General features: G+C 55.0%; 25 protein-coding genes and 1 pseudogene. 11 read left to right on the forward strand and 15 right to left on the reverse strand.

Annotated elements, in window-relative coordinates; genetic code table 11:
* Nucleotides 1-68: 68 nt before the first annotated feature.
* Genes entF through fes form a run of 3 tightly spaced genes read right to left on the reverse strand, consistent with a single transcriptional unit; the run spans nucleotide 69 to nucleotide 5,348 of the window.
* The gene (gene entF / locus ECL_RS15340; protein WP_013097640.1) at nucleotides 69-3,929 is read right to left on the reverse strand and encodes an enterobactin non-ribosomal peptide synthetase EntF; all 3,861 of its coding nucleotides are present in this window, start codon (nucleotides 3,927-3,929) and stop codon (nucleotides 69-71) included.
* A complete protein-coding gene (locus tag ECL_RS15345; protein ID WP_013097641.1) occupies nucleotides 3,926-4,138 on the reverse strand; it encodes an MbtH family protein in 213 nt (70 codons plus the stop codon). Before ECL_RS15345 ends, entF begins: the two co-directional genes overlap by 4 nt.
* 10 nt (nucleotides 4,139-4,148) lie before the next feature.
* On the reverse strand, nucleotides 4,149-5,348 hold the full coding sequence (gene fes / locus ECL_RS15350; protein ID WP_013097642.1) for an enterochelin esterase: 1,200 nt from the start codon (nucleotides 5,346-5,348) through the stop codon (nucleotides 4,149-4,151).
* Between the two features lie 144 nt (nucleotides 5,349-5,492).
* Here fes and ECL_RS15355 point away from each other — a divergent pair, with 144 nt between their 5' ends.
* Nucleotides 5,493-7,733, forward strand: a complete 2,241-nt coding sequence (locus ECL_RS15355) for a TonB-dependent siderophore receptor (protein ID WP_013097643.1) — start codon at nucleotides 5,493-5,495, stop codon at nucleotides 7,731-7,733.
* 163 nt (nucleotides 7,734-7,896) lie between these two features.
* Nucleotides 7,897-8,544 (forward strand): enterobactin synthase subunit EntD, encoded by a 648-nt coding sequence (gene entD / locus ECL_RS15360; RefSeq protein ID WP_013097644.1) that lies wholly within the window; start codon nucleotides 7,897-7,899, stop codon nucleotides 8,542-8,544.
* A gap of 81 nt (nucleotides 8,545-8,625) precedes the next feature.
* Here entD and nadS read toward each other — a convergent pair whose 3' ends face one another.
* Entirely contained in the window at nucleotides 8,626-8,910 is a 285-nt protein-coding gene (nadS, locus tag ECL_RS15365) for a NadS family protein (RefSeq protein WP_013097645.1), read from the reverse strand.
* Between the two features lie 138 nt (nucleotides 8,911-9,048).
* Nucleotides 9,049-11,082 (reverse strand): choline BCCT transporter BetT, encoded by a 2,034-nt coding sequence (betT, locus tag ECL_RS15370; RefSeq protein ID WP_013097646.1) that lies wholly within the window; start codon nucleotides 11,080-11,082, stop codon nucleotides 9,049-9,051.
* Nucleotides 11,083-11,210: 128 nt separating this feature from the next.
* Between betT and betI the strand changes: the two genes are divergently transcribed.
* From betI to betA, 3 genes are read left to right on the forward strand one after another with little or no spacing between them, the layout of a single operon-like run.
* Complete coding sequence (gene betI / locus ECL_RS15375; RefSeq protein ID WP_013097647.1) at nucleotides 11,211-11,798, forward strand: transcriptional regulator BetI; 588 nt, start codon at nucleotides 11,211-11,213, stop codon at nucleotides 11,796-11,798.
* A 13-nt stretch (nucleotides 11,799-11,811) separates the two neighbouring features.
* Nucleotides 11,812-13,284 (forward strand): betaine-aldehyde dehydrogenase, encoded by a 1,473-nt coding sequence (gene betB / locus ECL_RS15380; RefSeq protein WP_013097648.1) that lies wholly within the window; start codon nucleotides 11,812-11,814, stop codon nucleotides 13,282-13,284.
* Between the two features lie 13 nt (nucleotides 13,285-13,297).
* On the forward strand, nucleotides 13,298-14,962 hold the full coding sequence (gene betA / locus ECL_RS15385) for a choline dehydrogenase (RefSeq protein ID WP_013097649.1): 1,665 nt from the start codon (nucleotides 13,298-13,300) through the stop codon (nucleotides 14,960-14,962).
* Nucleotides 14,963-15,006: 44 nt separating this feature from the next.
* Here betA and ECL_RS15390 read toward each other — a convergent pair whose 3' ends face one another.
* The 4 genes from ECL_RS15390 to budA form a co-directional block, all read right to left on the reverse strand.
* Complete coding sequence (locus ECL_RS15390; protein WP_013097650.1) at nucleotides 15,007-15,480, reverse strand: cold-shock protein; 474 nt, start codon at nucleotides 15,478-15,480, stop codon at nucleotides 15,007-15,009.
* A gap of 138 nt (nucleotides 15,481-15,618) precedes the next feature.
* Nucleotides 15,619-16,389, reverse strand: coding sequence for a (S)-acetoin forming diacetyl reductase (locus ECL_RS15395; RefSeq protein WP_013097651.1), 771 nt, complete (start codon nucleotides 16,387-16,389; stop codon nucleotides 15,619-15,621).
* A 20-nt stretch (nucleotides 16,390-16,409) separates the two neighbouring features.
* On the reverse strand, nucleotides 16,410-18,089 hold the full coding sequence (alsS, locus tag ECL_RS15400) for an acetolactate synthase AlsS (protein WP_013097652.1): 1,680 nt from the start codon (nucleotides 18,087-18,089) through the stop codon (nucleotides 16,410-16,412).
* 13 nt (nucleotides 18,090-18,102) lie between these two features.
* Nucleotides 18,103-18,882 (reverse strand): acetolactate decarboxylase, encoded by a 780-nt coding sequence (gene budA, locus ECL_RS15405; protein WP_014831009.1) that lies wholly within the window; start codon nucleotides 18,880-18,882, stop codon nucleotides 18,103-18,105.
* Nucleotides 18,883-18,987: 105 nt separating this feature from the next.
* Between budA and ECL_RS15410 the strand changes: the two genes are divergently transcribed.
* From ECL_RS15410 to ECL_RS15425, 4 genes are all read left to right on the forward strand, one after another.
* Entirely contained in the window at nucleotides 18,988-19,869 is an 882-nt protein-coding gene (locus ECL_RS15410) for a LysR family transcriptional regulator (RefSeq protein WP_013097654.1), read from the forward strand.
* A gap of 243 nt (nucleotides 19,870-20,112) precedes the next feature.
* Nucleotides 20,113-20,220 carry an ash family protein gene (locus ECL_RS28020; RefSeq protein WP_164928061.1) on the forward strand — a complete coding sequence of 36 codons (108 nt, stop codon included), beginning with the start codon at nucleotides 20,113-20,115 and terminating at the stop codon, nucleotides 20,218-20,220.
* Nucleotides 20,221-20,247: 27 nt separating this feature from the next.
* On the forward strand, nucleotides 20,248-20,703 hold the full coding sequence (locus ECL_RS15420) for a hypothetical protein (protein ID WP_044158803.1): 456 nt from the start codon (nucleotides 20,248-20,250) through the stop codon (nucleotides 20,701-20,703).
* A 318-nt stretch (nucleotides 20,704-21,021) separates the two neighbouring features.
* Nucleotides 21,022-21,990 carry an IS5-like element IS903B family transposase gene (locus tag ECL_RS15425; RefSeq protein WP_013087110.1) on the forward strand — a complete coding sequence of 323 codons (969 nt, stop codon included), beginning with the start codon at nucleotides 21,022-21,024 and terminating at the stop codon, nucleotides 21,988-21,990.
* Between the two features lie 41 nt (nucleotides 21,991-22,031).
* Here ECL_RS15425 and ECL_RS15430 read toward each other — a convergent pair whose 3' ends face one another.
* Nucleotides 22,032-22,730 (reverse strand): hypothetical protein, encoded by a 699-nt coding sequence (locus ECL_RS15430; protein ID WP_044158805.1) that lies wholly within the window; start codon nucleotides 22,728-22,730, stop codon nucleotides 22,032-22,034.
* A 133-nt stretch (nucleotides 22,731-22,863) separates the two neighbouring features.
* Between ECL_RS15430 and ECL_RS27580 the strand changes: the two are divergent.
* A pseudogene (locus ECL_RS27580) lies at nucleotides 22,864-23,196 on the forward strand (type II toxin-antitoxin system HigB family toxin).
* Nucleotides 23,193-23,612 carry a helix-turn-helix domain-containing protein gene (locus ECL_RS15440; RefSeq protein ID WP_013097659.1) on the forward strand — a complete coding sequence of 140 codons (420 nt, stop codon included), beginning with the start codon at nucleotides 23,193-23,195 and terminating at the stop codon, nucleotides 23,610-23,612. Before ECL_RS27580 ends, ECL_RS15440 begins: the two are co-directional and overlap by 4 nt.
* Nucleotides 23,613-23,680: 68 nt before the next feature.
* Here the strand turns inward: ECL_RS15440 and ECL_RS15445 are convergent, their stop codons facing one another.
* The 5 genes from ECL_RS15445 to ECL_RS15465 all read right to left on the reverse strand — a co-directional run bounded on the left by ECL_RS15445 (nucleotide 23,681) and on the right by ECL_RS15465 (nucleotide 26,388).
* Nucleotides 23,681-24,058, reverse strand: coding sequence for a hypothetical protein (locus tag ECL_RS15445; protein ID WP_013097660.1), 378 nt, complete (start codon nucleotides 24,056-24,058; stop codon nucleotides 23,681-23,683).
* Nucleotides 24,045-24,260 (reverse strand): hypothetical protein, encoded by a 216-nt coding sequence (locus ECL_RS15450; protein WP_013097661.1) that lies wholly within the window; start codon nucleotides 24,258-24,260, stop codon nucleotides 24,045-24,047. The genes ECL_RS15445 and ECL_RS15450 overlap by 14 nt, the downstream gene beginning before the upstream one ends.
* A gap of 55 nt (nucleotides 24,261-24,315) precedes the next feature.
* Complete coding sequence (locus ECL_RS15455) at nucleotides 24,316-24,861, reverse strand: SMI1/KNR4 family protein (RefSeq protein ID WP_052429241.1); 546 nt, start codon at nucleotides 24,859-24,861, stop codon at nucleotides 24,316-24,318.
* Between the two features lie 297 nt (nucleotides 24,862-25,158).
* Nucleotides 25,159-25,680, reverse strand: coding sequence for an SMI1/KNR4 family protein (locus tag ECL_RS15460; RefSeq protein WP_013097663.1), 522 nt, complete (start codon nucleotides 25,678-25,680; stop codon nucleotides 25,159-25,161).
* A gap of 144 nt (nucleotides 25,681-25,824) precedes the next feature.
* On the reverse strand, nucleotides 25,825-26,388 hold the full coding sequence (locus ECL_RS15465; RefSeq protein WP_013097664.1) for a hypothetical protein: 564 nt from the start codon (nucleotides 26,386-26,388) through the stop codon (nucleotides 25,825-25,827).
* Nucleotides 26,389-26,414: the final 26 nt, after the last annotated feature.

Consider the following 26,414-nt stretch of genomic DNA (forward strand, 5'->3'; position numbering starts at 1 on the left):
CCTCTCCCACAGGGAGAGGGAGCAAACCATCCCCTCTCCCTGTGGGAGAGGGTTAGGGTGAGAGGAAATCACTCCCCCAACATCTTCTGCAACACCGGCCCAATCTTCTCAAACGCCTGCGGCGAAATGATGTCCACATGGGCGCAATCCTGGCTGTACACATCCAGTTCATTTACCCACGGCGACCACGCCACCTGCGGATCTATCGTTCGCGTGCGCTCGGCAACAAACAGCGTTGCTTTCCCGTCAAACCGCGAGCTGTGCGCCGTGGTGAGCAGCCGCACCGCGTCGGCGTAGTTACCTTCAATGGCGTTGAATAGCGCGCTGGAGCCCTGCCCCTGCTGGGCAGCGATAAACGCCTGTCGCTCGCGCTCAATTTCGGCCAGCACCGCCGGGTCGAGTCCGTTGGCCTCTTTTTCCGCCCAGTTCTGGGTTTCCGGTGGCCAGGTATCCAGCAGACCAAGGAAGGCGACGGTTTCGCCCTGTTGACGCAGACGCGCAGCAATCCCCTGCGCCAGCGTACCGCCAAGCGAGTAGCCGAACAGGTAATACGGCCCGTGGGGCTGCCGGCCACGTAACGTAGTCAGATGATGTTCAATCACCCCATCCAGATCCGCACACTGCTGCATCGGCCCCTCCGGGCGCGGCGACTGAATTCCGATAATGGACCAGCGCGGGCTAAGGTAGCGCGCCAGCACGCTGAACTGCCAGGCGAAACCGGAAGCCGGATGGAAGCAGAACAGCGTCGGGCCGTCGCTTTCGCGCAGCGGCAGCAAGGTTTCATAACCCAGACGCTGTGCCTGCTCGTCGCTTATCGGCGAATCCAGCAGAGCACTCAGCCTGCTGACCGTAGAGGCGACCATTATCTGCCCCGGCGTCACCTTGCGGGCGAACGTACGGCTGAGCTGTGCGGCCAGGCGCATCGCCAGCAGCGAGTGGCCGCCGAGGGCAAAGAAGTCGGCTTCGATGTCGTTTACCGCGCAGCCCAGCAAAGACGCAAACGCCTGCGAGACGGCAATTTCGGTTGCACTTTCCGGTGCGCGTCCGATGGTTTTGCTGGTCAGCTCCGGCAGCGGCAGCGCCTTGCGATCCAGTTTGCCGTTTGCGCTTAACGGCAGCGCGCTGATTTGCAGCAGCACCACCGGCACCATATGCGGCGGCAGCTGCGATCTGAGTGAGGCAAGCAGCGCGTCGCGATCCAGCGGTAAGCCGGATTCAGAAACCACATATCCCACCAGCTGACGGGCATCGCCGCCCGTGGCCGCCGCCTGGTTGAACACGCAGGCGTGCGCCACGGCTTGCGCTACGTCGGGCAGCGCCAGCATCGCCCGGTCGATTTCGCCAAGCTCGATGCGCTGGCCGCGAATTTTCAGCTGGTCGTCGCTGCGGCCTAAATACTCCACCGCGCCGTTGTCCAGCCAGCGGGCGACGTCACCGGTACGGTACATCCGCTCGCCCGGAGCGAACGGATCGGCAATAAAGCGGCTGGCGGTGAGATCCGGACGCCCCAGATACCCCTGCGCCAGCTGAATACCGGTGAGATAGAGATCGCCCGCCACGCCAAACGGTACCGGGCGCATCATCGCATCCAGGATCCGCAGCCCGGTGTTCCATACCGGGAAACCGATCGGCACGCTGTTACCTGCAGCTGCCGCGAGCTCTGGTCCAAATGCCGGATACCAGCTAACGTCCACCGCCGCTTCCGTCGGGCCGTAGAGGTTATGCAGCGGCACGTGGGTGAGCCGCTCCCATTCGCGACAAAGTTCCGTCGGCAGTGCTTCCCCGCTGCAGAATACCTGCCTGAGGCTTTTACAGCATTCGGCATTTTCCGGCGTCAGCGAGGCGACAAACGCCGCCAGCATCGACGGCACAAAGTGGGTGGTGGTGACGCCATAGTGCGCAAAGAATTGCTGCATGGCCTGAGGATCACGGTGCGCGTCCGGCTCGGCCATCACCAGCTTCGCCCCGGCGATAAACGGCCACCAGAACTCCCAGACCGACACGTCAAAGCTGCACGGTGTTTTTTGTGCCACCACGTCGCACGCCGTCAGCGGGTAGTGATCCTGCATCCATTTCAGACGGTTAACGATGGCAGTATGCCCGACCATTACCCCTTTCGGACGCCCTGTCGAGCCCGACGTAAAGATGATGTACGCCGTCTGCTCCGGCTTCGCCAGCCGCAGCGGTTCAGCATCCGCAGCCGGTAATAGTGTGTTGTAACTAAACGTCCCGACGGACAGATCGCTAAAGCGCGGACGCTGTTCGTCGGTGGTGATAAGCAGCGACGGCTTCGCGTCCTCCAGCATCATCCGCAGACGATCGTCCGGGTAGCCGGTATCCAGCGGCAACCACGCGGCCCCCGCCTCCACAATGCCGTGCAGTGCTAACGTCAGGAATACCGAGCGCGGCAGCGCCACCGCCACGCTGTCGCCCGGTTTCACGCCGCGCTCACGCAACAGATGCGCCAGTGCCACCACCTGCTCGCGCATCTGGCGATAGCTGAGCTCGATGTGCGCATCCGCCAGCGCGGGCGCGTCCGGCGTTTTGCTCGCCTGTTCCGCCACCAGTTCCGCAAGCGTGGTGGACGGTAGCGCCAGCCCGGTGTCGTTGATGCGTGTAAGCTGCTGGTATTCCTGCTCTGAGACCGTTTCAACCTCGCCGCAGCGCAGGTCCGGGTTAGCGGCAAATTGCGTCAACATCGCATTCAGGCGCGCCACGTGACGGGCCAGCGTGGTTTCATCGTAGCGCTGTTTATTGGCGAGGATCTCAATGCTTAGCCCGCCCTGCTCGTCCGGGAACAATGCCAGCTCCAGATCGTTCACCGGGCCGGTGGCCAGCGTGTGGGTGGTGGCCTCCACGCCAGCGATATCCAGCTGATAATCAAATACCTTGACGTTGAGCACCGGGCCGAACAGGGCTTCATCCCCCGCAGCACGCCCGCTGTCGCGCACGATCTGCTCGGCGTCGTAGCGCTGGTGGCGACGCATTTTTTTCAACTGGTTTGCCAGGCGCTGCGCCAGTTCCGGCAGGCTCTCCTGCGGATGAATGTTCACCGCCAGCGGCAGCACGTTGAGCACCGGGCCGGTCGCGGTCAGCGCAGCGGAGCCCATGCGGCGCATAAAGATAAACCCGGCGGCGTAGTCCAGCCGTCCGGTGAGACGGCCCAGCCACAGCGCCACCAGCGCAAGCGCCAGATCGGTGCGCTGTACCTGTCCTGCGGCCTGCGCAAGCTGGCTGAAGGCGCGGCCATCGGCGGCGATTTTCAGGCGCAGGATGTCGGTGGTGGCGGCGCGCCCAGGTAGCGGCGCAGAGGAAAGCGAAACCGGAGAAGGAAGCTGTTTGCGCTGCTCAGCCCAGAAGGCGCCGTCGCGCTGATACGACTCGCTGGCGCGGTAGCGCTGATACTCGTCCACCACCCCGGCGAACGGCGTAAACGGGGAGTCAGGCGTGGGCTCGCCCCTCTTCCACGCGGCATAAATCGCGGCGATCTGGCGGGTAATCGCCGGGAAGCTGAAGCCATCGACCACTAAATGGTGATAGCGCTGATACCAGTACCAGTGTTGCGGACCGATCTGAATCAGCAGGTGAAACGCCAGGGGCTGACCGCTGTCGACACGAAGGTTCTGGTTAAGGTCTGCGTCCATCAGCGCCACGGCGGCGTCATGGGAACCGGCATTCACGATTTCCGGTTCAGGCAGCGTCATTGATGCATCCACCCACTGCCACACCTCACCGTTATCCTCGGTGAAGCGCATGCGCAGAGTGTCGGCCTGCATCATGCCTTCGGCAACGGCTTTTGCCAGCAGCGGTGCGTCAATATCGCCTTTCAGTTCGGTGTAGTGTGCCACGCTCCAGGCGTTCGGCAGGCTGGAAAGCTGCTCCGCCATCCAGATGCCCGGCTGGGCGGCAACAAGCGGCAGACGGTTCATGCATGCTCCCCCGCATAATTAGAGGGGCTGAGCGTCTGCCAGTGTTCGGCCAGCCACTGCTGGCATGCGTCCTGCGATTGCGCTTCGCATACCACGCGCCAGCCTGCGGGCAATTCGCACTGCTGCGGCCACAGGCTGTACTGCCCCTGATCGTTACGCAAAATAGCAAACTGCCCCTGCGGATTATCGAAAGGATTGCTGAATTCCATACAGACTCCGTTAGTGAATAAGCGGCTGCCAGAGGGTCATCAGCCCCTGCGTCAGCCCACCGCGCCAGCAAAGCGCGTCGTGTCCGCCGTCAACCTGACGCCAGTAAACCTGCTGCTGTGTGTGCAGTTCGTCGTAAATGGCCTGATTCGCGCGGTAAATCAGCGGCTCGTTGCGCCCGGCCTCAAGGACGATGCGCAGGCCGCGTGCGGTTTTCTCACCCGCTTTCAGTTGGGCGATAAGCAGCCCTTCCTGCTGCCCGCCGCGATGCGGCCACCAGTAAGAGCCGGACTGGCTCAGCACGCAGCCAAAACGCTGCGGCCAGTTAAGTGCGGCATAAAGCGAGGAGAGACCGCCGAAGCTCTGGCCTGCGACCACCGTACGGTCTGCGCGGTCGCTGAATGGCGTGCGATGTTTTACAAGAGGGAGAAGTTCTTCCTGCACCGCCAGCCAGAAATCGGGGTTACAGGGCAATTCGTTATTGCGATGCGCCATATCTATCACATCGATTAAAACGTAGACGGCAGGCGGCAGTTTGCGTCCGAGGGTAAGCGCCGTCAGCGCTGGCCAGACGGGCATGCTCTCGGCCCAGAACTGGCCGTCGAGCAGCACCGCCAGCGGGCGTTCCGGATCGTCATCGCCAGTGGTAAATATCCAGACGCGACGACGGTTGCCCAGCCGCTTGCTCTGCCAGTCAATGCAGACCGGCTGCCGGTATGGCGTATTGGGGCGATCCCAGCCGGGCTGCACCGGAGCGTCGGGCATCTCCAGCGCAGAGACATCATGCCCTCGCCCGCCTCGCCAGCTCTGGGCATTAAGCGGGTCAGACATTGCCTGCGGCAGCAGCTTGCGCCAGCCTTCGCGCAGCGCCAGGCGATCCGGCTGCTCACCGTGAAACACATCGGGTGCAAAATCGTCTGTATTCTCTGAGGGGATAAAGCAGTAGCTGCCACGCCACTGGGGGCTGAACTCGCCCTGCCATTGCCAGACGTCGGTATCCGGGATGCGTTCGAGAGATTGTGGGCGGGCATTTTTATGGTGATCGGTTACGCCGGTGATATACAGCCAGACGCGTTTCACCGCCGAGGTGTGTTGCGTTCCCGCCGGATCGCGCCACCAGAAGGTGACCCGATATTTCCCCTGTTCACGCACCCATTCCGGGCCGTTTTTCGACTGCCACCAGGCTTCACTTCCCGTTGTTAACACCGTCACCCTTCTAACCTCATGTTTAACAGTCTTTTTGTTTCAGGACAAATTTTATTGATAATATTATTGATAACTATTTGCATTTGCAATAGCGTAATGCCCGCGCTGTGGGAAGCGCGTTCATAAGAAACCATAAAAGCGGGACATCCAATGAATAAGAAGATTCACTCTCTGGCCTTGCTGGTCAATTTAGGGATTTATGGCGTCGCGCTGCCTGCCATGGCAGACGACAATACCGCCTCCGCGCAGCATGAAGACACCATGGTGATCACCGCCGCCGAGCAGAATTTGCAGGCGCCGGGGGTTTCCACCATTACCGCCGATGAGATCCGTAAAAATCCGCCCGCGCGTGACGTGTCTGAAATCATCCGCACCATGCCAGGCGTTAACCTGACCGGTAACTCCACCAGCGGCCAGCGCGGTAACAACCGCCAGATTGATATCCGCGGTATGGGCCCGGAAAACACCCTGATCCTGATCGACGGCAAGCCGGTCACCAGCCGCAATTCGATTCGTCTGGGCTGGCGCGGCGAGCGCGACACCCGCGGTGATACCGGCTGGGTGCCGCCAGAGATGATCGAGCGTATTGAAGTGATCCGTGGCCCGGCCGCCGCGCGTTACGGCAACGGTGCGGCAGGTGGCGTGGTGAACATCATCACCAAAAAATTCGACGACCAGTGGCACGGCTCCTGGAACACCTATCTGAACGCGCCTGAACACAAGGATGAAGGTTCCACAAAACGCACCAACTTCAGCCTGAGCGGCCCGTTGGGCGGCGACTTCAGCTTCCGCATGTACGGTAACCTTGACAAAACCCAGGCCGATGCGTGGGACATCAACCAGGGCCATCAGTCCGAGCGTACCGGGGCCTATGCCAACACCCTGCCTGCAGGCCGTGAAGGGGTAGAAAACAAAGACATCAATGGCGTGGTGCGTTGGGACTTTGCGCCAATGCAGTCTCTGGAGTTTGAAGCGGGGTACAGCCGCCAGAACAACCTCTACGCCGGTGATACCCAGAACACCAACAACGACAATGCGTTGGTGAAGAAGAACTACGGTAAAGAGACCAACCGTATCTATCGTCAGAACTTCGCCGTCACGTGGAATGGCGGCTGGGATAACGGCATTACCACCAGCAACTGGGCACAGTACGAACACACCCGCAACTCGCGTCTGGGTGAAGGGCTGGCCGGAGGAACCGAAGGGCTGTTCAACAGCGATAAATTCACCGATACCGACCTGGCCGACGTCATGCTGCACAGTGAGATCAACCTGCCGATTGATTTCATCGTCAACCAGAACCTGACGCTGGGCACCGAGTGGAACCAGCAGCGCATGAAGGATTCCACTTCCTTCTCGCAAACCCTGCAGGGCGGGACCATTCCAGGGATGAGCGACGATCGCAGCCCCTATACCTCCGCAGAGATTTTCTCCCTGTTTGCGGAAAACAATATGGAGCTGACCGACAGCACCATGCTGACCCCGGCGCTGCGCTTCGACCATCACACCATCGTGGGTAACAACTGGAGCCCGTCCCTGAACCTGTCGCAGGGTCTGGGGGATGATTTCACCCTGAAGATGGGTATTGCGCGTGCCTACAAAGCACCGAGCCTGTACCAGACCAACCCGAACTACCTGTTATACAGCAAGGGCCAGGGCTGCTACGCCAGCTCTGACGGCGTGGGCTGCTACATGATGGGTAACGACGATTTGAAAGCCGAAACCAGCATCAACAAAGAGATTGGTCTGGAGTGGAAACGCGACGGCTGGCTGGCGGGCGTGACCTGGTTCCGCAACGACTATCGCAACAAGATTGAAGCGGGCTATGCGCCAATCGGCCAGACCTCCACCAGCAAAGTCACCACCGATATCTACCAGTGGGAGAACGTGCCGAAGGCAGTGGTTGAAGGCCTGGAAGGTTCCCTGAACGTGCCGGTCAGCGATACCATCAACTGGACCAACAACATCACTTACATGCTGCAGAGCAAGAACAAGGAGACCGGCGACCGTCTGTCGATCATCCCGGAGTACACGCTGAACTCTACCCTGAGCTGGCAGGTGCATCAGGATGTGTCGCTCCAGTCGACCTTCACCTGGTACGGCAAGCAGCAGCCGAAGAAGTACAACTACAAAGGTCAGCCGGTGACCGGGTCAGAGAAAGACGAGGTCAGCCCGTATAGCATCCTTGGCCTGAGCGCGACGTGGGACGTGACCAAAAACGTCAGCCTGACCGGCGGCGTGGATAACGTCTTCGACAAACGTCAGTGGCGTGCGGGTAATGCCCAGACCACCGGGAATACCTCGACGGGTGCCTATATGTACGGCGCAGGGGCTTATACCTATAATGAGCCAGGCCGCACGTGGTATATGAGCGTGAATACCCGATTCTGATACAGGCAGTGACTTCCCCCCTCTCCCTGTGGGAGAGGGCCGGGGTGAGGGCGAGGTAAAAGCAAAACGGCAACCCCGTTGCCGTTTTTAGTGTTTGCTCCCTCTCCCTGTGAGAGAGGGTCGGGGTGAGGGCAATAGGCCGCACAATTCTGAAGGGAATACCATGCACACAACCCACAGCACGTTCGTTCTCGCCAGCCTCACCGTTCACCGCATCACCTTCGCCCCCACCACCTTCAACGACGCCGATCTCCTCTGGCTCCCCCATCACGCACAGCTGGCTGACGCCGGACGCAAACGCAAAGCCGAGCATCTGGCGGGCCGCATCGCCGCCGCGCATGCCTTACCTGGCCACGCCGTTCCCGGCATCGGCCCCAGCGGCGAACCGCTCTGGCCGCACGGGGTTTCGGGTAGCATCACCCACAGCGGCACGCAGGCGATGGCGGTTGTGGTTCACCATCCTCATGCCCTTGTAGGTATCGATACAGAGGCGATCCTTCCCGACCGTGAAGCCCATGAAATCCAGGACGGTATCATCAATGCGCAGGAAGCGGCGTGTTTAACGCGTTCAGGCTACCCTTTTGCACAGGCGCTGACGCTCGCGTTTAGCGCGAAAGAAAGTTTGTTTAAAGCGCTGTTTCCGCAGGTAAAGATTTACATGGGTTTTGACTGTGCGAGAGTCGCAGCGTTAGATGATAAAACTCTTGTGCTGGTGCTTTCACACCCGGCTGGAGAATATGCGGAGGGCACACGTTTCACCCTCTTCTGGCACAAAAGGGATGACAGCGTGTTGACGCTGCTACAAGCCTGATGGCGCTTCGCTTATCAGGCCTACAAAGTTGGCTCGCGGTAGGCCGGGTAAGGCGAAGCCGCCACCCGGCATGAGGGGGGCTCACTGAGCTGCAAGCGCTTTATAAAACGCGGGATCCTTCTGAATCACATTGAGAACCTTCGCCGCCAGCCCGGTTGGGTTACGACGTTTAGACTCCCAGCTTTTTATCGTATCAACGCTCGTGCCAAGCGCCTTCGCCATTTCGCTTTGAGTAACATTTAGCTGTTCTCTGATTGCGCGAACATCCGCGACTTCATAGCGAGTTACCCTGGAAGCGGCTTTCCTTCCGCTATGGATCTCAACGGCCTCTTCAAGCGAAGTTTTTAACTCATCAAAGATACTCATTCTATACCTTGAAACAATACAAAGGAGTACATAGTACACCTCCGATTCAAGATATAATAAGCACTATTTGAAAAGTACAGGGCCAGATTCACAACAATCTGGCCCCTCAACTTTCAAACGCGTTATTCAGATCAAACTTCAAACATCCGGGAACATCACGCTATTCCCCGGCGCTTCCCGGTGCAGATGGATAAAGTTCAGGTGCCGTTCATACTGGTCCAGAATATCCGTAATCACCTGCTCCTTGCTGTAGTCCATCAAATCATTCCCCTGGCTACCTTCCAGCAGGAAGGTCTCCAGCCGGTAGTAGGTCGATTTGCCGCTGCGCGCGCGGTAGGTAAACCCGGGCACCGAATACTGCTGCGGCCAGATCTGATAGACAAAGTTCTGCTCGTCGCCCATATGCACCAGCAGATCCAGGTGCCCCAGGGTCTCGCCCTCTTCCGGCGGCAGGTTTTTCAGCTCCACGTAGGCACCGCGTAATCGCAACTCCTGCGCCACCTCTTCCATTGCCGGGAAGCAGACCGTCTCCATCATCTGGCTGGTGTAGCGCGTGCCCGGGTAGTTCATCAGGCGCGAGAGACGCTTCTTCCAGCTCAGTCTGTCCTGGGCACCCAGCGGGCGCGGCGCGGTATCGCGGCTGGCGCTGACGCGACGGTAGTCTTCCACCTTGAGCGATTTGTACAGCCCGGCCATCACAAAGAAGATCACAAAGCTGAACGGCAGACCCATGATCACCGTGGTGTTCTGCAGGGCGGAAATCCCGTTGGTCATCAGCATGCCGAGCGTCAGCAGGCCGATGGCGACCGACCAGAAGATACGCAGCCAGTTTGGTGCATCGCTGTTGATGTCCTTCAGCTTCGAGGTGAAGTTCCCCAGCACCAGCGCACCGGAATCCGCCGAGGTGACGTAAAACAGCAGGCCGGTAATGGTGGCCACGGAGGCGCTAAAGGTGAACGCCGGGTATTGCGCCAGCAGGCTGTAGAATCCGCGCTCCGGGTGCGCCATCGCCTCCTGCGCAAACGCCGCGTCACCGTGGATGATCTCATGCAGCGCACTGTTGCCAAAGACCGACAGCCACAGCAGGGTAAAGGTGAACGGAATGATCAGCGTGCCCATCACGAACTGGCGGATGGTGCGCCCGCGCGAAATACGCGCCAGGAACAGGCCGACAAACGGCGACCACGCCACCCACCACGCCCAGAAGAACAGCGTCCAGTTGTTCATCCACTCCACCGGGCGGTCAAAGGCGAAGCTGTTCAGCGTCATGCCCATAAAGCGGTTCACGTAGTCACCCACGTTCAGCACTAAGGCATTGAGCAGGAACGAGGTGTCGCCCACAAACAGCACAAACAGAATCAGCCCCAGCGCCAGCGCGACGTTCAGCTCGGAGAGCACGCGGATCCCCTTATCCACGCCGGCAGTGACCGAGATGGTGGCGATAATCACCGACAGCGCGATCAGCGCGGCTTTCGCCGCCAGCGAATCCGGGATATCAAACAGCACGCTCAGCCCGTAGTTGAGCTGCACCACGCCAATCCCGAGCGTAGTGGCAATACCGAAGATGGTGCCGATCACCGCCGCAATATCGACGCTATGTCCTATCGGGCCGTTAATCTTTTTACCGAAAATGGGGTACAGCGCAGAGCGAATGGTGAGGGGTAAATTATAACGATAGCTAAAGTATCCGAGCGCCATGCCCATCAGGGCGTACATCGACCAGCCGGTCAGTCCGTAGTGGAACAGCGTCCAGACCATCGCCTGGCGCGCGGCCTCCATCGTCTGCCCTGCCCCTTCCGGCGGCTGCATATATTGCGTGACCGGTTCGGCCACGGAGAAGAACATCAGGTCGATGCCGATACCGGCGGCAAACAGCATCGCCGCCCAGCTTAACAGACTAAACTCGGGTTTTGACTGCTCGGGCCCGAGCTTCACCGAACCAAAGCGCGAACAGGCAATGCAGACAACAAAGACAATATAGAGCGTCGCCGCCAGCAAATAGTACCAGCCGAAGGTCTTCGACACCCAGTTCAGGGTGCGCCCAATCCACTCGGCAGAGAAGTCGCTAAAGAAGATCGTCATCAGGGAAAACAACAAAATCAGTCCTGCGGATGTATAAAAAACAACCGGATTGATTTTGTCCTTTTCTCTGTCTTGCGAAAGATCTGTCATCCAGTATCCCCACTATTTTTGTAACTATTAAAATCCAAATCCGCAACAATTAAGACACATTTTATATTGAACGTCCAATCAAAAACCGCTTTAATGGTTAACCAACGCTGATGAATGGAGTGGCAAAAATGCCCAAAGTGGGGATGCAGCCGATCCGGCGCAGGCAACTGATCAACGCCACGCTGGAAGCAATAAATGAAGTGGGAATGCATGACGCAACCATCGCGCAGATCGCCCGTCGGGCGGGAGTCTCAACCGGGATCATCAGTCACTACTTCAAAGATAAAAATGGCCTGCTGGAAGCGACCATGCGCGACATCACCGGCCAGCTGCGCGACGCGGTTCTGAGCCGCCTGCATGCCCTGCCGGATGGCAGCGCAGAGCAACGATTGCAGGCGATTGTCGGCGGCAACTTTGATGAAACCCAGATCAGCAGCGCGGCAATGAAAGCCTGGCTGGCCTTCTGGGCGAGCAGCATGCATCAGCCGATGCTCTACCGGTTGCAACAGGTAAGCAGCCGCCGTTTGCTTTCAAACCTGGTGTACGAATTCCGCCGCGAACTGCCGCGTGAACAGGCGCAGGAGGCGGGCTACGGGCTTGCAGCGCTGATCGACGGGCTGTGGCTGCGCGCCGCGCTAAGCGGCAAACCGCTGGATAAAAACGTAGCCCAGTCGCTCACCAGCCACTTTATCAGCCAGCATTTACCGACCGAATAACCGAGGAGAATTTATGTCCCGAATGGCAGAACAGCAGCTTTATATCAATGGTGGTTATACATCCGCCACCAGCGGTCGCACCTTCGAGACCATTAACCCGGCTAACGGCGACGTTCTGGCGACCGTACAGGCCGCCGGGCGCGAAGATGTCGATCGCGCCGTCCAGAGTGCCCGGCAAGGGCAAAAAATCTGGGCGGCAATGACCGCCATGGAGCGCTCGCGCATTCTGCGTCGCGCCGTCGATATCCTGCGCGAGCGGAACGACGAACTGGCGAAGCTGGAAACCCTCGACACCGGTAAAGCGTATTCGGAAACCTCAACCGTGGATATCGTCACCGGTGCGGACGTACTGGAGTACTACGCGGGGCTGATCCCGGCGCTGGAAGGCAGCCAGATCCCACTGCGCGATACCTCTTTCGTCTACACCCGTCGCGAGCCGCTGGGCGTGGTGGCGGGTATTGGCGCGTGGAACTACCCGATCCAGATCGCCCTGTGGAAATCCGCCCCGGCGCTGGCGGCGGGCAACGCGATGATCTTCAAGCCGAGCGAAGTCACCCCCCTCACCGCCCTGAAGCTTGCGGAAATCTACACCGAAGCGGGCCTGCCGGACGGCGTGTTTAACGTTCTGCCGGGCGTAGGCGCGGAGACCGGCCAGTACCTGACCGAACACCCGGGCATCGCGAAAGTCTCCTTCACCGGCGGCGTCGCCAGCGGCAAAAAGGTGATGGCGAACTCGGCGGCCTCGTCCCTGAAAGAGGTGACGATGGAGCTGGGCGGCAAATCCCCGCTGATTGTGTTTGACGATGCGGATCTCGATCTCGCTGCCGACATCGCGATGATGGCCAACTTCTTCAGCTCCGGCCAGGTCTGCACCAACGGCACCCGCGTGTTCGTACCCGCGAAGTTCAAGGCCGCGTTTGAGCAGAAAATTGTTGAGCGCGTGGGCCGCATCCGCGCGGGCGATCTGTTCGATGAAAGCACCAACTTTGGCCCGCTGGTCAGCTTCCCGCACCGCGACAATGTGCTGCGCTATATCGCCAAAGGCAAAGAGGAAGGTGCGCGCGTGCTGTGCGGCGGCGACGTGCTGAAGGGCGAAGGCTTTGACAACGGCGCGTGGGTCGCTCCGACCGTGTTCACCGACTGCACCGACGAGATGACCATTGTGCGCGAAGAGATCTTCGGGCCGGTGATGTCCATCCTCACCTATGAATCTGAAGAAGAAGCTCTCCGCCGCGCCAACGATACCGACTACGGGCTGGCGGCAGGCATCGTGACGGCCGATCTGAACCGGGCCCATCGCGCGATTCATCAGCTTGAGGCGGGTATTTGCTGGATCAACACCTGGGGTGAATCCCCGGCAGAGATGCCGGTTGGCGGCTACAAACACTCCGGTATCGGCCGCGAAAACGGCGTGATGACGCTCCAGAGTTACACCCAGGTGAAGTCCATCCAGGTTGAGATGGGTAAATTCCAGTCCATATTTTAACCGGGAGGTTTTTTTGCAATTTGACTACATCATTATTGGTGCCGGCTCTGCCGGCAACGTTCTGGCAACACGACTGACTGAAGATCCGAATACCACCGTTCTGCTGCTTGAAGCGGGCGGCCCGGATTACCGCTTTGACTTCCGCACCCAGATGCCTGCCGCACTGGCATTCCCGCTGCAGGGCAAGCGCTACAACTGGGCGTACGAAACCGAGCCAGAGCCCTATATGAATAACCGCCGCATGGAATGCGGACGCGGTAAAGGGTTGGGCGGGTCATCGCTCATCAACGGCATGTGCTACGTGCGCGGCAACGCGATGGATCTGGACAACTGGGCAAAAGAGCCAGGTCTGGACCACTGGAGCTACCTCAACTGCCTGCCCTACTACCGTAAGGCTGAAACCCGCGACGTGGGTCCAAACGACTACCACGGCGGCGACGGCCCGGTGAGCGTCACCACCTCCAAACCGGGCGTGAACCCGCTGTTTGAGGCAATGGTGGAAGCGGGCGTACAGGCGGGCTACCCGCGCACGGACGATCTCAACGGCTATCAGCAGGAAGGCTTCGGCCCGATGGACAGAACGGTTACGCCACAGGGCCGACGCGCCAGCACCGCGCGCGGCTATCTGGATCAGGCGAAGCAGCGCCCGAACCTGACCATCCGCACCCATGCCATGACCGATCGCATTCTCTTTGACGGCAAGCGCGCCGTGGGCGTTGAGTGGCTGGAAGGCGAAAGCACCATCCCGTCCAAAGCATCGGCAAACAAAGAGGTGCTGCTGTGCGCCGGGGCGATTGCCTCTCCGCAGATCCTGCAACGCTCCGGCGTGGGCAACGCGGAACTGCTGAAGCAGTTTGATATTCCGCTGGTGCATGACCTGCCCGGCGTGGGCGAAAACCTGCAGGATCACCTGGAGATGTATCTCCAGTACGAATGCAAAGAGCCGGTCTCCCTCTACCCTGCCCTGCAGTGGTGGAACCAGCCGAAGATTGGCGCCGAGTGGCTGTTTGGCGGCACCGGCGTGGGGGCGAGCAACCACTTCGAGGCGGGTGGGTTTATCCGCAGCCGTGAGGAGTTCGAGTGGCCGAATATTCAGTATCACTTCCTGCCGGTGGCGATTAACTACAACGGCTCCAACGCGGTGAAAGAGCACGGCTTCCAGTGTCACGTTGGGTCGATGCGCTCACCAAGCCGCGGGCATGTGCGTATTAAATCGCGCGATCCGCACCAGCATCCGGCAATCCTGTTCAACTATATGTCCCACGAGCAGGACTGGCAGGAGTTCCGCGATGCGATTCGCATCACCCGTGAGATCATGCATCAGCCTGCGCTGGACAAATACCGTGGCCGCGAAATCAGCCCGGGGGTTGAATGCCAGACCGACGAGCAACTGGACGAGTTTGTGCGCAACCACGCCGAAACCGCCTTCCACCCGTGTGGAAGCTGCAAAATGGGCTATGACGAGATGGCGGTAGTCGATGGCGAAGGCCGCGTTCACGGGCTGGAAGGGTTACGCGTGGTGGATGCGTCGATCATGCCGCAGATCATCACCGGTAACCTGAACGCCACCACAATTATGATCGGTGAGAAAATTGCTGATGCCATTCGCGGGCGCGAGCCGCTGGCGAAAAGTACAGCGGCGTATTACGTGGCGAACGGAGCGCCGGTAAGACGCTGAGTTGCCTGATGCCGGGTAAGGCGTAGCCGCCACCCGGCAACAAATTACTTCAGCAGCTTAACCGTGGCATCGATATCGATTTCATCTTCGGTAAAGATCAGCGTGGTGTTCTGGAAGGTGGTGATCGCCAGCTTCTTCACCGTGCGCATTTCGCCCGGCTTTTTGTCGGTTTTCGGTTTGATGTTATTCATCAGCAGCCCGACCGATAGCACCGCGTTCTCTTTGTCGATGCCCGTATCCGCAGGCTCTTCTTCGCTAAACACCACGAAGGATTTGATGGAGGTGAGCTTCACGCGCTCGCCTGCAATATAGAGGTATTTACTTTCCGGGATCACCTTCACCGCATAGGCGGAAAGGCCTTTGTTATTGGTGGTTGGCTCAAAAGTCACCGCCGCATCTTTCTTGATCAGATCAGGGTTGGCGACCTTAATCACATGAAAATAGCGGTTGTCACCGTTTTCATCTTTGATAAATCCAAAGCCTTTATCTTTAAACCACGTTGTGATTGTACCGTTCATCGCTGTTACCGCCTGTCAAATCGTCATGACTAAAGTTTTGCAGCGCGCAGTGTAATGCACAATGGCGGAGGAGACAAAAAAAAGCCCCTGCACGGGGGCAGGGGAAAACTCATGTCAGAGCTTATTAGTATTACGTTTTTAGTTGAACACCATCCCACCATCGATTAACAGAGACTGGCCGGTCATGTAGTCGGAATCTGGCCCGGCGAGATACGAAACGCAGGCGGCGACATCTTCCGGTTCGGACAGGCGGCCAAGCGTAATACGTTTGGCAAAGGTTTCGGTGCCATAGCCAAGCGGTTTACCTGCCGCCTCTGACACCTGGCGGTCAATCTCCGCCCACATTGGCGTTTTCACGATGCCCGGGCAGTAGGCGTTAACGGTGATCCCCAGCGGCGCGAGATCCCGTGCTGCGGTCTGGGTTAAGCCACGAACCGCGAATTTACTGGAGCTGTATACCGCCAGTTCGGGGTTACCGGTATGGCCCGCCTGGGAGCAGGCATTGATGATCTTGCCGCCGTGTCCCTCTTTGCGAAACGCGTCAATCGCGGCCTGCATGCCCCAGATCACCCCTTTGACGTTGATGTTGTAGACCTTGTCGACAATCTCCGGCGTGATGGATTCGATGGGCGTAGACGGCGCAATCCCGGCATTATTCACAATCACGTTGAAACCACCCAGCGCGGTGCGGGCTTTCTCAACCGCCGCAAACACCTGGTCGCGGTCAGAGACATCCACCTTCACGGCGATGGCATTACCGCCGTTACGGATGATTTCATCGGCAACGGCTCGCGCCGTCTCATCGTTATAGTCGGCGATAGCGACAGCAAAGCCATCTTTCACCAGGCGCAGCGCAATCGCTTTACCAATCCCCTGGCCTGAGCCGGTTACGAGAGCAACTTTTTGCATTTCTCTGTCCTTATAGTGAGTCACAAAATCTGGCTGAGATGGAGCTGGCCCATCAGCAGCGGGTTATCGCTGTAGTCAACGGGAATGGCCACCACGGCCGGGCCATTCACATCCATCGCCGCACGCAGCGTCGGTTCAAGGGCATCGGCGCTCTCCACGGCAAAGCCCCTGGCGCCAAAGGCATCGGCATAGGCTTTGAAATCGACCGGGCCGAACTCCACGCCGGAAAGGCGCTGGTATTTTTTCTCTTCCTGAATGGCGACCATGTTGTAGCCGTTATCCACCCAGATGATGTGCAGCACGTTGGCATTAAGACGCACGGCGGTTTCCAGCTCCATGCTTGACTGCAGGAAGCCGCCGTCGCCGGACACCGAGACCACTTTGCGCCCGGGGTTGACCAGCCACGCGCCAATAGCCCACGGCAGCGCAACGCCCATGGTCTGCTGACCGTTGGAGATCATCACCTGACGCGCCCGGAAGCTGTAGAGGTAGCGGGCGATCCAGATGTGGAAGCTGCCCATGTCGACGGTCAGGGTCACGTCGTTATTCACGATGTCCTGCATGGCCCGCACGATACGCAGCGGATGCAGGGCAAACTGGTTGAGCGAGGCACCGCGGCGATCGAGCAGATCGCGCTGATGCTGGCGATCGACCAGGATCTCTGACGCACGCTGGCTCAGCTCCAGCTTGTGATCGATCCGGTTAGCGAGCAGGTTCAGCGTTTCAGCGATATCCCCCACCAGCTCCAGATCCGGTACATAATTGCGTTCTTCATAGGCCGGCAGCACGTCAATGTGTACCAGCGTGGCGTCGCCGCTGTTCCACATGGAAGGCTCATACTCCACCGGGCTGTAGCCGATGCAGATAATCAGATCCGCCAGATGCAGCAGCCTGTCGCCCGCCTGGTTATTGAACAGACCGACGCGTCCGGCAAAGCGAGTGAAGTGCTCCTGGTTCACCGCCCCGGCGGCCTGATAAGTGCTGGTGACCGGAATGCGGCTTTTCTCCAGCAGCTTACGCAGCGCCGCGCTGTTGGCAGGCTGGCTCGCCATCAGCCCCAGCAGGATCACCGGGTTTTTGGCTTTGTCGATGAGCTTCGCCACATCGTTAATGGCCGATTCGGGAGCCGGGCCCATCAGCGCCGGGCCGCTGGCCGGTAAAATCGCGCCCGTAGCGGGCTGGTCAACAATATCCTGCGGCAGGCTGACGAACGCGCCCCCCGGCCTGCCGTGCTCGGCGGCACGAAACGCATTCGATACCACTTCAGCAATCGCATCCGGAGAGCTGACTTCCACTGCGTATTTGGTGACCGGGCTGAACATGGCAACCGTGTCCATGCTCTGGTGCACCAGTTTGGCTTTATCCGCCCGCTTCACCGCTCCGCCCAGCGCCACCACCGGGTCGCCTTCGCTGTTGGCGGTGGCAATGCCGGTGATCAGGTTGGAACAGCCCGGCCCGGAGGTAACCAGCGCCACCCCTGCCTTGCCGGTCAGACGCCCTACCGCCGCCGCCATGAACGCCGCATTCGCCTCGTGGCGTACCGGGATGATTTCGATGGACGAGTCCAGCAGGGAGTCAAAGACTTTGTCGATTTTCGCCCCCGGGATCCCGAACACCTGCTTCACGCCCTGCGCTTCCAGCTGGCCGACAACCATATCGGCGCCGTGCGCCCACTGACGTGACTGTTTCTCACTGTTCACGATAGTTCTCCTGTTAGTTTTCGACGGAACGGATCGCTGCATCAAGGTTGCTGGGGTGAAGGTTGGCCTGTAAAAACGCGCTGTCGGCGGGCAGGTCAATCATTAGCTTGTGTATTTCGCCAAAGGTGAGCACGCCGCTCTCCAGCTGGTAATCCAGCAGATGTCCCCCGCCCTGACGGTCGTCGGTAATGAAATGTTCGTGATAGCCGGCCACGTTGATGCCCTGCATATGCTGCGGCGTGCGGAACCCAACCAGCACCCCTTCACGCTGGTTAAAGCGGAACACCGGCTGGTCGTCCAGCACGTCGGTCATCGCGCGGTATGGCGGCGTCTGACGCGGTACGGTACGGGTGTGGGCGTGGCGGAAGTTGCCGTCGATGCGCAGCGCGCAGAACAGGTTATCCGAGGGAATTTGCTGGTCGATCACGTCGTGGATCTGCTGACGGCTGACCGGCGCATCAAAGGTTTTGCGGTACTGCGGCTGGAACCAGGTCATCACCGCGAACGGCGTTTTCTGCTCTGGCTTCGCGGCGCGTGCGCTGCCGTCGGCGCGCAGCTGGTACACCTGGCTGCTGAAGGCAATCATTTCGCCGTCCAGCTCGTTGAAGGTGCCCAGACCAAAATCACCATGTGCCAGCAGATCGGCGATGGTGGTGTCCCCTTCGTAGACACCGCTTAGCAGGGCGCTCATTAGCGATGTCTGATAGATCACGCTGTCAGGATGTTTAGCGGAGAACCCGCGCAGGGTCTCGCATAAGCTCGCCTCACAGTCGCAGGCAGATGAGTGCATCATCATGCTCGTCCTCTTCAACTTTATTTATAAAGGTTAAATAAATGTTGACCCGATTCAGCAGAGAGTTCCAATATAGAATCCATGCTGGTTTGAGACGTTTTTGATATGGAACTTCGTTATCTGCGGTATTTTGTCGCGGTTGCACGCGAGCGACACTTCACCAGGGCGGCCAAAGCGCTGGGTATTTCACAGCCTCCTCTGAGTCAGCAGATCAAACGGCTCGAAGAGGAAGTGGGCACGCCGCTGTTCAGGCGTCTGACGAGAGGTGTGGAGCTAACCGAAGCGGGAGAAGCCTTCTACGAGGACGCCTGTAAGATCCTGGCGCTGAGCGACGCCGCGCTGGAGAAAGCCCGCGGCATCGCGCGCGGTCTGAACGGCAACCTGTCGATTGGCATCACCAGTTCAGATGCTTTTCATCCCAAAATTTTCGCGCTCATTCGTCAGTTTCAGGTACAGAACATGGCGGTGCAGGTACACCAGGTGGAGGCCAATATGTCTTCTCTGACGGCGATGCTGGCGGAGGGGGAACTGGATATCGCCTTCGTGCGGCTGCCGTGTGAGAGCAGCAAGGCATTCGAGTTAAAAATCCTCGACCGGGAGCCGATGGTGGTGGCGCTGCATCGCGACCATCCGCTCGCAACAAGCGGCGCTCTGGCGCTGGAGCAGCTCCGGGATACGCCAGTGGTGTTGTTCCCGCAGGAGGTCGCTCCCGGCCTGTTCGACCGGGTTTACAGCTGTTGCGAACGGGCCGGAATAGACGTACAGCACGCGCTGCAGTCGTCTCAACTTTCGTCCTCCCTGAGCATGGTCTCTGCAGGCGGCGGATTCGCGCTGGTGCCGAAGTCAATGGCGGCCATTTCTCCGCCGAATGTCACCTACCACGCGCTGAGCTCACCGGAGCTTTATACCGATATCGCGCTGTGCTGGCGGCGCTTTGAACGCTCGCGGACGGTGAAGCGGTTCTTGACGATGATAAGCGAGGAGTAGCGGCCGGTTTGGTTGGTGGTTTTTGTAGGTCGGATACGGCGTAACCGCCATCCGGCAATTCCCTTCTGGAAGCCGCCTCGCAAACCTGCAAGCAACCTTATGTAATTCATGGGCATCCCTTCCTTTCCTTTTTTTGCCGCCGTAAAGTGCCTGCGTTGCGGCACATCCGCAACCGGGCGTAGGAACCCGTTAGCATAAAGCGATATTTTTTGTCGCGACAGCGCATATCCCGTTAGAATCACGGTGGCGCTGACGGAGCAGTCGAAAGGCTGGCCGTTTTTCTTTATGCACGGTATTCCTACCTCCGTCAGCGCTACCCCCTCTGAGTGTAGGAACTCATCGGGCGGTTAATATTTTTTTGCATAAAGAGGATGCCTTATGGCTACTATCCCTGGATTTTCTTACGCGCTTACTGAAGAAAGCTCTGTTTATCACCTTCTCCACCAGCAACTTCCCGATTCTGCGGATCTCTTCGAACTGGCTGACGCCTGCACTGCGTATGTTAGCGTATTGGTGGAAACTGATGACGCGGTGACGTTTGCCACACTCTGCAAGCGATTGCTGGCTGTGCTGAAGCGGCTGCGGGAATGCTGCGATGATGAACTTCCGCAGTATCTTGTTAAACAGTTGATTGCGGGAGAAAAGATTGCCTCCTGCGTGCCGGACTGCTGGCAGGAAACGACGTTGCAGGTGGATTATGCCGTAGCGTTAACGCTGGCGGTGATGGGTGGGACACTGCCTGCAAGCGTGGCGCAAGAACTCGTCGGACTGCTGCATGATATGGTCTGGTTGTTAGCGGAGTTTGTGAAGGAGCCGTATATTACGGCGCACTGAGGCGGGTGATGGGAGGCCGGGGATCTGCTGGGTAAGAAGCAGATCCCCGGTCTTACGCAAAATTTAATGTTGTTTATTGAATGTCTATTACGAAGTAAGAGCAAACGTTTGTATTTTCGCCCTCCCCATAGGCTGAGAACATAATGACGGCATTTCATTCCTAGTAATGACCGTTTGCCCATTTCTTTGCATTTATTCCATTTTATTATGCTTATCGCATCCATACATATGAACTATTTTTCAACTGTTTATTAAAATATTCATATCCATCTTTGTTACTGGCAATGGCTTTGTTGAATAAATCGAACTTTTGCTGAGTTGAAGGATCAGATCACGTATCTTCCCGACAACGCAGACCGTTCCGTGGCAAAGCAAAAGTTCAAAATCACCAACTGGCCCACCTACAATAAAGCCCTCATCAACCGTGGCTCCATAACTTTCTGGCTGGATGATGAAGCTATTCAGGCCTGGTATGAGTCAGCAACACCTTCTTCACGAGGCAGACCTCAGCGCTATTCTGACCTTGCCATCACTACTGTGCTGGTCATTAAACGCGTATTCAGGCTGACCCTGCGGGCTGCGCAGGGCTTTATTGATTCCATTTTTTCTCTGATGAACGTTCCGCTACGCTGCCCGGATTACAGCTGTGTCAGCAGGCGGGCAAAGTCGGTTAATGTCAGTTTCAAAACGCCCACCCGGGGTGAAATCGCACACCTGGTAATTGATTCCACCGGGCTGAAGGTCTTCGGTGAAGGCGAGTGGAAAGTCAAAAAGCATGGCCAGGAACGCCGCCGTATCTGGCGTAAGCTGCATCTCGCCGTTGACAGTAAAACACATGAAATCATCTGCGCTGACCTGTCGCTGAACAACGTTACGGACTCAGAGGCCTTCCCCGGGTTAATCCGGCAAACCCACCGGAAAATCAGGTCAGCCGCCGCCGATGGCGCTTACGATACCCGGCTATGTCACGATGAACTGCGGCGTAAGAAAATCAGCGCGCTTATCCCTCCCCGAAAAGGTGCGGGTTACTGGCCCGGTGAATATGCAGACCGTAACCGTGCAGTGGCTAATCAGCGAATGACCGGGAGTAATGCGCGGTGGAAATGGACAACAGATTACAACCGTCGCTCGATAGCGGAAACGGCGATGTACCGGGTAAAACAGCTGTTCGGGGGTTCACTGACGCTGCGTGACTACGATGGTCAGGTTGCGGAGGCTATGGCCCTGGTACGAGCGCTGAACAAAATGACGAAAGCAGGTATACCTGAAAGCGTGCGTATTGCCTGAAAACACAACCCGCTACGGGGGAGACTTACCCGAAATCTGATTTATTCAACAAAGCCACTGGCAATATGTAAACTTTCATTATTTGTAACATCAAAATAATCGAACACGACTAAAAAGAAACCCTCACGAATTTTGTATGGATTAATGTTTATGCATATAGAGTTTTTCTCGGCCCAATCAACCCAAGCATTATCATTGCTTTGATGCCAGATTCTAATACTATGGTTAAAGTTAGTGTTGTTAAATGTTGAAAAGTAATGTTTAAATAAATCTTTCTTATTTTTGAATAAATATTCAATTTTTATCCTTTCTGGATTAACATCAATTTGGCTAATATTTTTCCCATAATCAATTAAACCATCTCGCATTATTTTACTCTTAATTATTGACTCTTTTATTTCACGTGATAAATGATAGGATAAATCAATAATTTCATGGCTATGCTTATTAAATTCGTTGTCACAATAATGCGCTATTGCAATATTAATTGCAACAGCGATATCTATTGTGGAAAAATGGTAGTCACCTGGTTGGAAAAGTGAATTTATTATACCTCTAAACTCTCTTGCATTAATCAAATCAAGAGGCCTGTAACATTCTCGTAGTTTTTTATCATTAACACTCGTTAGAATATCAATAATACTTTTTTGATATAAATAATGAGAGAGTTTCCTCTTAAATATGTAGTGAAACGGAGATGTAATTACTTCAGATATTTTAAAAATGTCATTTAAAATCACTTTGGATACCTAGAATGTAAGTTAAGCATATGTGCTAACCATATCAAACTATTGCAAAAAATATATGTAGAATCTGCACTCCCCTCCCAGTTTCCATATTGTCAACTCACCACCCACCATCTATAATGTTTCCATTCAGAAAACAAGGGGAAAGGATGCAAGTAGTCCAAGAGCGCCTTTCGACGCGGCCACCAGTCAATTTCCTAATCAAGCACTCGCCCTGGACGATCTTTACCGGGTACTAAAAAATGTGCACTACCCATCACCAGACGACATGCGAAAGCGCTTCCCCCAGTCGGGACAGGATGAAATACCGGGAAAAATGGTGAGTCATTGATGTGGGTGGCGGGCATTTAAGAGTGATGTTTTTGCTGATTTTGAGCGGGGAAAGATCTTCATCAAACACATCAGCACTCACGCAGAGTATGACAAGCTCACGGACCTCTACCGGAGAACGAAAGAATGAACTATGCAGCAGCCATCAAAGCGGCAAACGATCTGACCAACGAGCTTCCTTTCCTGGGCTCAAGCCCGTCGCGACAAGATTACGAGGATGCTCTGGCGTTGGTGGAGTATCTGATTGAGCATGACCCCGATAGCCCGCTGGTAGAGATGCTCACCGCGAAAATCGATAAATACGAAAACGAGTCTCCGGAGTTTGCAGAATTTAATGCGCGTGTTGCCAGCATTCCGTCAGGCGTTGCGTTATTGCGAACGCTGATGGACCAGTACCATCTCACTCAGAGCGATTTCGAGAACGAGATAGGCAAGAAGTCTCTGGTGAGTCGGATCCTTAACGGACAGCGCACGTTAACGCTGGATCATATGCGCGCGCTGGCGAAGCGTTTTGGCGTGCCGGTAAGTGCATTTGTGGGGAATTGATGAGGATGATTTTTTAATATTAAGAAAAAAGTGACGCAGCCAAGCTGGCCATGTCGCGGCTAAAACTCCTATGATAATTGAAGAGGCACGTCACTGCCTTCAAACACTTCCCTCAAACACTTTCCAAGCGATTTAGAGTCTTTTGCTGCAGGAATGGCCACATGATATTCCCTGATACCAATCATTTTTACGGCATCTTCATTAAGCACGATCACAAGTTTGTCTTCAGTGAGCTGAACAGAACGAATAGAGTCTGTTAACTCATATTCCGTTGACTCACTCTGGAAACCAATGCATTCGTTAACGGGTAATTCATCTTCGTCGAATCGTCCGATAATGATAAAGTTTTTGGGATCATGACTGTCATCCCCTATTCCAATGGTGAGAACATCATTTTCTTCAGCGCAGTTAATACACGTTGCAACAAGATTTTTAATTATACTCATCAGTTGTCCTTATCATGAATCGTTTCACTCCTGACAGATTTTTACCGAAAGCCTGCAATTCATTAATATAGTTATTATCGTATGAACAGCCAAAAATGGCATCCACAGAAATATTTTTAATAATGCTCTTTTTAAAAGACAAATTATATATTTCCAGCATAGCGAAGCGGCTGTTGCTGCTGTGATATGCTGCACCAGCCACACCCACCTTACAGCAATAGATGGGCTTCGCCAGGATCACCGCAAGTACACTTTTATTAAAAATCAAGATCGACTTTAACTACCCCTGATGCATCTATTTTATCATTCTGAGCAGTAAGCATATCAACAAACTCATCGAAGGAGTTTGCTATTTTCGTCAGCCCGGAGGTCACTACTGAATGATTGAATATTGGATCAGACTCGTGATCCCAAAACCAAATCTCTCCCGACATATCTCCCTTGAGGCAAAGACAGATTTGGTTATCACCAGACGAGGCTCCTATCGGTAACCATTGATCGCGAAAATCATTCCGGTATATATCAGTCATTTCAAAGACAGTATATTCTTTACCCGATTCTGCAAGGCCGTACAAAGACTCAAGCGTATCGTTTCCTTGCTCATCAGACCACGGAGATGGTTGTAACGGCTTGAAAAGAATATTTACATCAAAAAGAGCAGAAACGCCAAAATGAAGTAAATAGGCACGATAACTTTCAGGAATTGGCCCTATTGATGTTTCTAATGTATGTAAATTCTTTTTCAGTTCATCTAATAGTAATGGTGTCGATTTCGCTCCAAAGCGCTCTAATTTTTTCAACAATGTTCTTTCCTCCATATATCTTATGCGTAGCCAATATGGGGCACATTGGCATGAAGATCTCTCGGCAGAAGAATTATGGTAGTTTCAATCAGATGATGTGGAGTGTGCATCTTTTTCCTTAACAAATTCTGAGTCGCTTTCTGTGAAATGCCTTTTTTATCTAAAAAGACACTATTATCAATAGTAAAATACAAGCATATCTGACATTGTTTTTATCACTATTTATCTATTTACTAACATCTAAATGTAAAAAAATAAGCCATAATCACATTCTAATTATGGCTCATTTTTGAAATATCATAAATCAACAGTTACATTCATTCCTGCATCAAGGGATATTTCACATATTTTCTTGTAAAATTCAGTAAAGCCATTAGTAATTTTATAGATGTTGCCGCACTCATTTTTCTCAGCGATCTCAAACTCTTGGATATCATCCTCTGCATGAAGATGTGTTCTGTCCCAATAATACAAACCTTGGCTTTCACTGCCATTTAATATAAGGTAAAAGTTACCTCCAGGATCATCACCAATAATCAACTTATCATCAATGAAATCAAGTTCACTTAAAACATTTTCATTTTGACGAAAAATGTCGTGGTTTGGATTTTTCATATTTATTCCAAAAAGGGCATAAAAGGCGATAACCCCTTCATCAACACCTTCATACTCCAACTCACAAAAATCCGGAGATTTTACAACAAAGCCATTTTTCAACCTGAGGAATTCTTTATAATCTTCAGGCAAACTGATTTTGAATTTTACCTCCAAAATTTTAATTTCATCTTGAGTTGTAGGTTTACCGCATGAAATAGGCATAAGCTCTCCTTGCTAAGTTCATGACTTCTTGATCTTAGTTACTCAACCTCTATTATGGAAAAATTGATTGTAGTAATTAAAGCCGGAACTTAATGGTTTCCGGCATACTCCATTTATTCATCTATATCAAAAAAAACATGTATCCTAGCCATAAAAATAATCATAGAAAGCATTGAAATTTTCATTACCGATAAGAGGCACAATTCTTTTCCGCAACTCATCAATAAAATCATCTTTTACTTCGTCATTATCATCTGCTATATCAAAGATATCATATTGGCCATATACCAAATCAATAAGCTCAGCCAATGAAAATATAAATCCAGAGAGACTGCCAGCTATTTTAAATGGTTCAATTACATCATAACTTGCATATATAGAGGTATTCCCTTCATCGACAACCGCAATTATAGGTTTACCTCCACCTAAATCATCACCAATAACAAGGTAATTGTTTGGTAAGTACTCATAACCATTTTGAGCCTTCGAGAGCTCACTGACAGAGTGAATTTTAATTGGCGTGAAGCCTGTTTCAATTTTTAACTGTTCAGGATTATAATTTTTATATAAGTAATCAACATCTGTTGAACGAGGTAAGTTGGATGGGAATACATTATCCAAGTCATTGACTGTATTGAAACTCCCGGGCAGCGAGTGTTTTTTGCAAATAACAACAAGTTTTTTTAAAGACTCTTCAATTTCACTCATAACAATACCTCACATTCAGCATATTC

Origin of the sequence: Enterobacter cloacae subsp. cloacae ATCC 13047 (assembly GCF_000025565.1) — a bacterium.
GTDB lineage: Bacteria > Pseudomonadota > Gammaproteobacteria > Enterobacterales > Enterobacteriaceae > Enterobacter > Enterobacter cloacae.

Coding starts and splice junctions, on each gene's coding strand:
- betB (WP_013097648.1), top strand. CDS start 11,812: ATGTCCCGAATGGCAGAACAGCAGCTTTATATCAATGGTGGTTATACA.
- entD (WP_013097644.1), top strand. CDS start 7,897: ATGCACACAACCCACAGCACGTTCGTTCTCGCCAGCCTCACCGTTCAC.
- ECL_RS15460 (WP_013097663.1), bottom strand. CDS start 25,680: ATGCCTATTTCATGCGGTAAACCTACAACTCAAGATGAAATTAAAATT.
- betT (WP_013097646.1), bottom strand. CDS start 11,082: ATGACAGATCTTTCGCAAGACAGAGAAAAGGACAAAATCAATCCGGTT.
- entF (WP_013097640.1), bottom strand. CDS start 3,929: ATGAACCGTCTGCCGCTTGTTGCCGCCCAGCCGGGCATCTGGATGGCG.
- ECL_RS15420 (WP_044158803.1), top strand. CDS start 20,248: ATGGCTACTATCCCTGGATTTTCTTACGCGCTTACTGAAGAAAGCTCT.
- ECL_RS15445 (WP_013097660.1), bottom strand. CDS start 24,058: ATGAGTATAATTAAAAATCTTGTTGCAACGTGTATTAACTGCGCTGAA.
- betI (WP_013097647.1), top strand. CDS start 11,211: ATGCCCAAAGTGGGGATGCAGCCGATCCGGCGCAGGCAACTGATCAAC.
- nadS (WP_013097645.1), bottom strand. CDS start 8,910: ATGAGTATCTTTGATGAGTTAAAAACTTCGCTTGAAGAGGCCGTTGAG.
- ECL_RS15440 (WP_013097659.1), top strand. CDS start 23,193: ATGAACTATGCAGCAGCCATCAAAGCGGCAAACGATCTGACCAACGAG.
- ECL_RS15355 (WP_013097643.1), top strand. CDS start 5,493: ATGAATAAGAAGATTCACTCTCTGGCCTTGCTGGTCAATTTAGGGATT.
- budA (WP_014831009.1), bottom strand. CDS start 18,882: ATGATGCACTCATCTGCCTGCGACTGTGAGGCGAGCTTATGCGAGACC.
- ECL_RS15390 (WP_013097650.1), bottom strand. CDS start 15,480: ATGAACGGTACAATCACAACGTGGTTTAAAGATAAAGGCTTTGGATTT.
- ECL_RS15410 (WP_013097654.1), top strand. CDS start 18,988: ATGGAACTTCGTTATCTGCGGTATTTTGTCGCGGTTGCACGCGAGCGA.
- ECL_RS15395 (WP_013097651.1), bottom strand. CDS start 16,389: ATGCAAAAAGTTGCTCTCGTAACCGGCTCAGGCCAGGGGATTGGTAAA.
- ECL_RS15465 (WP_013097664.1), bottom strand. CDS start 26,388: ATGAGTGAAATTGAAGAGTCTTTAAAAAAACTTGTTGTTATTTGCAAA.
- ECL_RS15345 (WP_013097641.1), bottom strand. CDS start 4,138: ATGGAATTCAGCAATCCTTTCGATAATCCGCAGGGGCAGTTTGCTATT.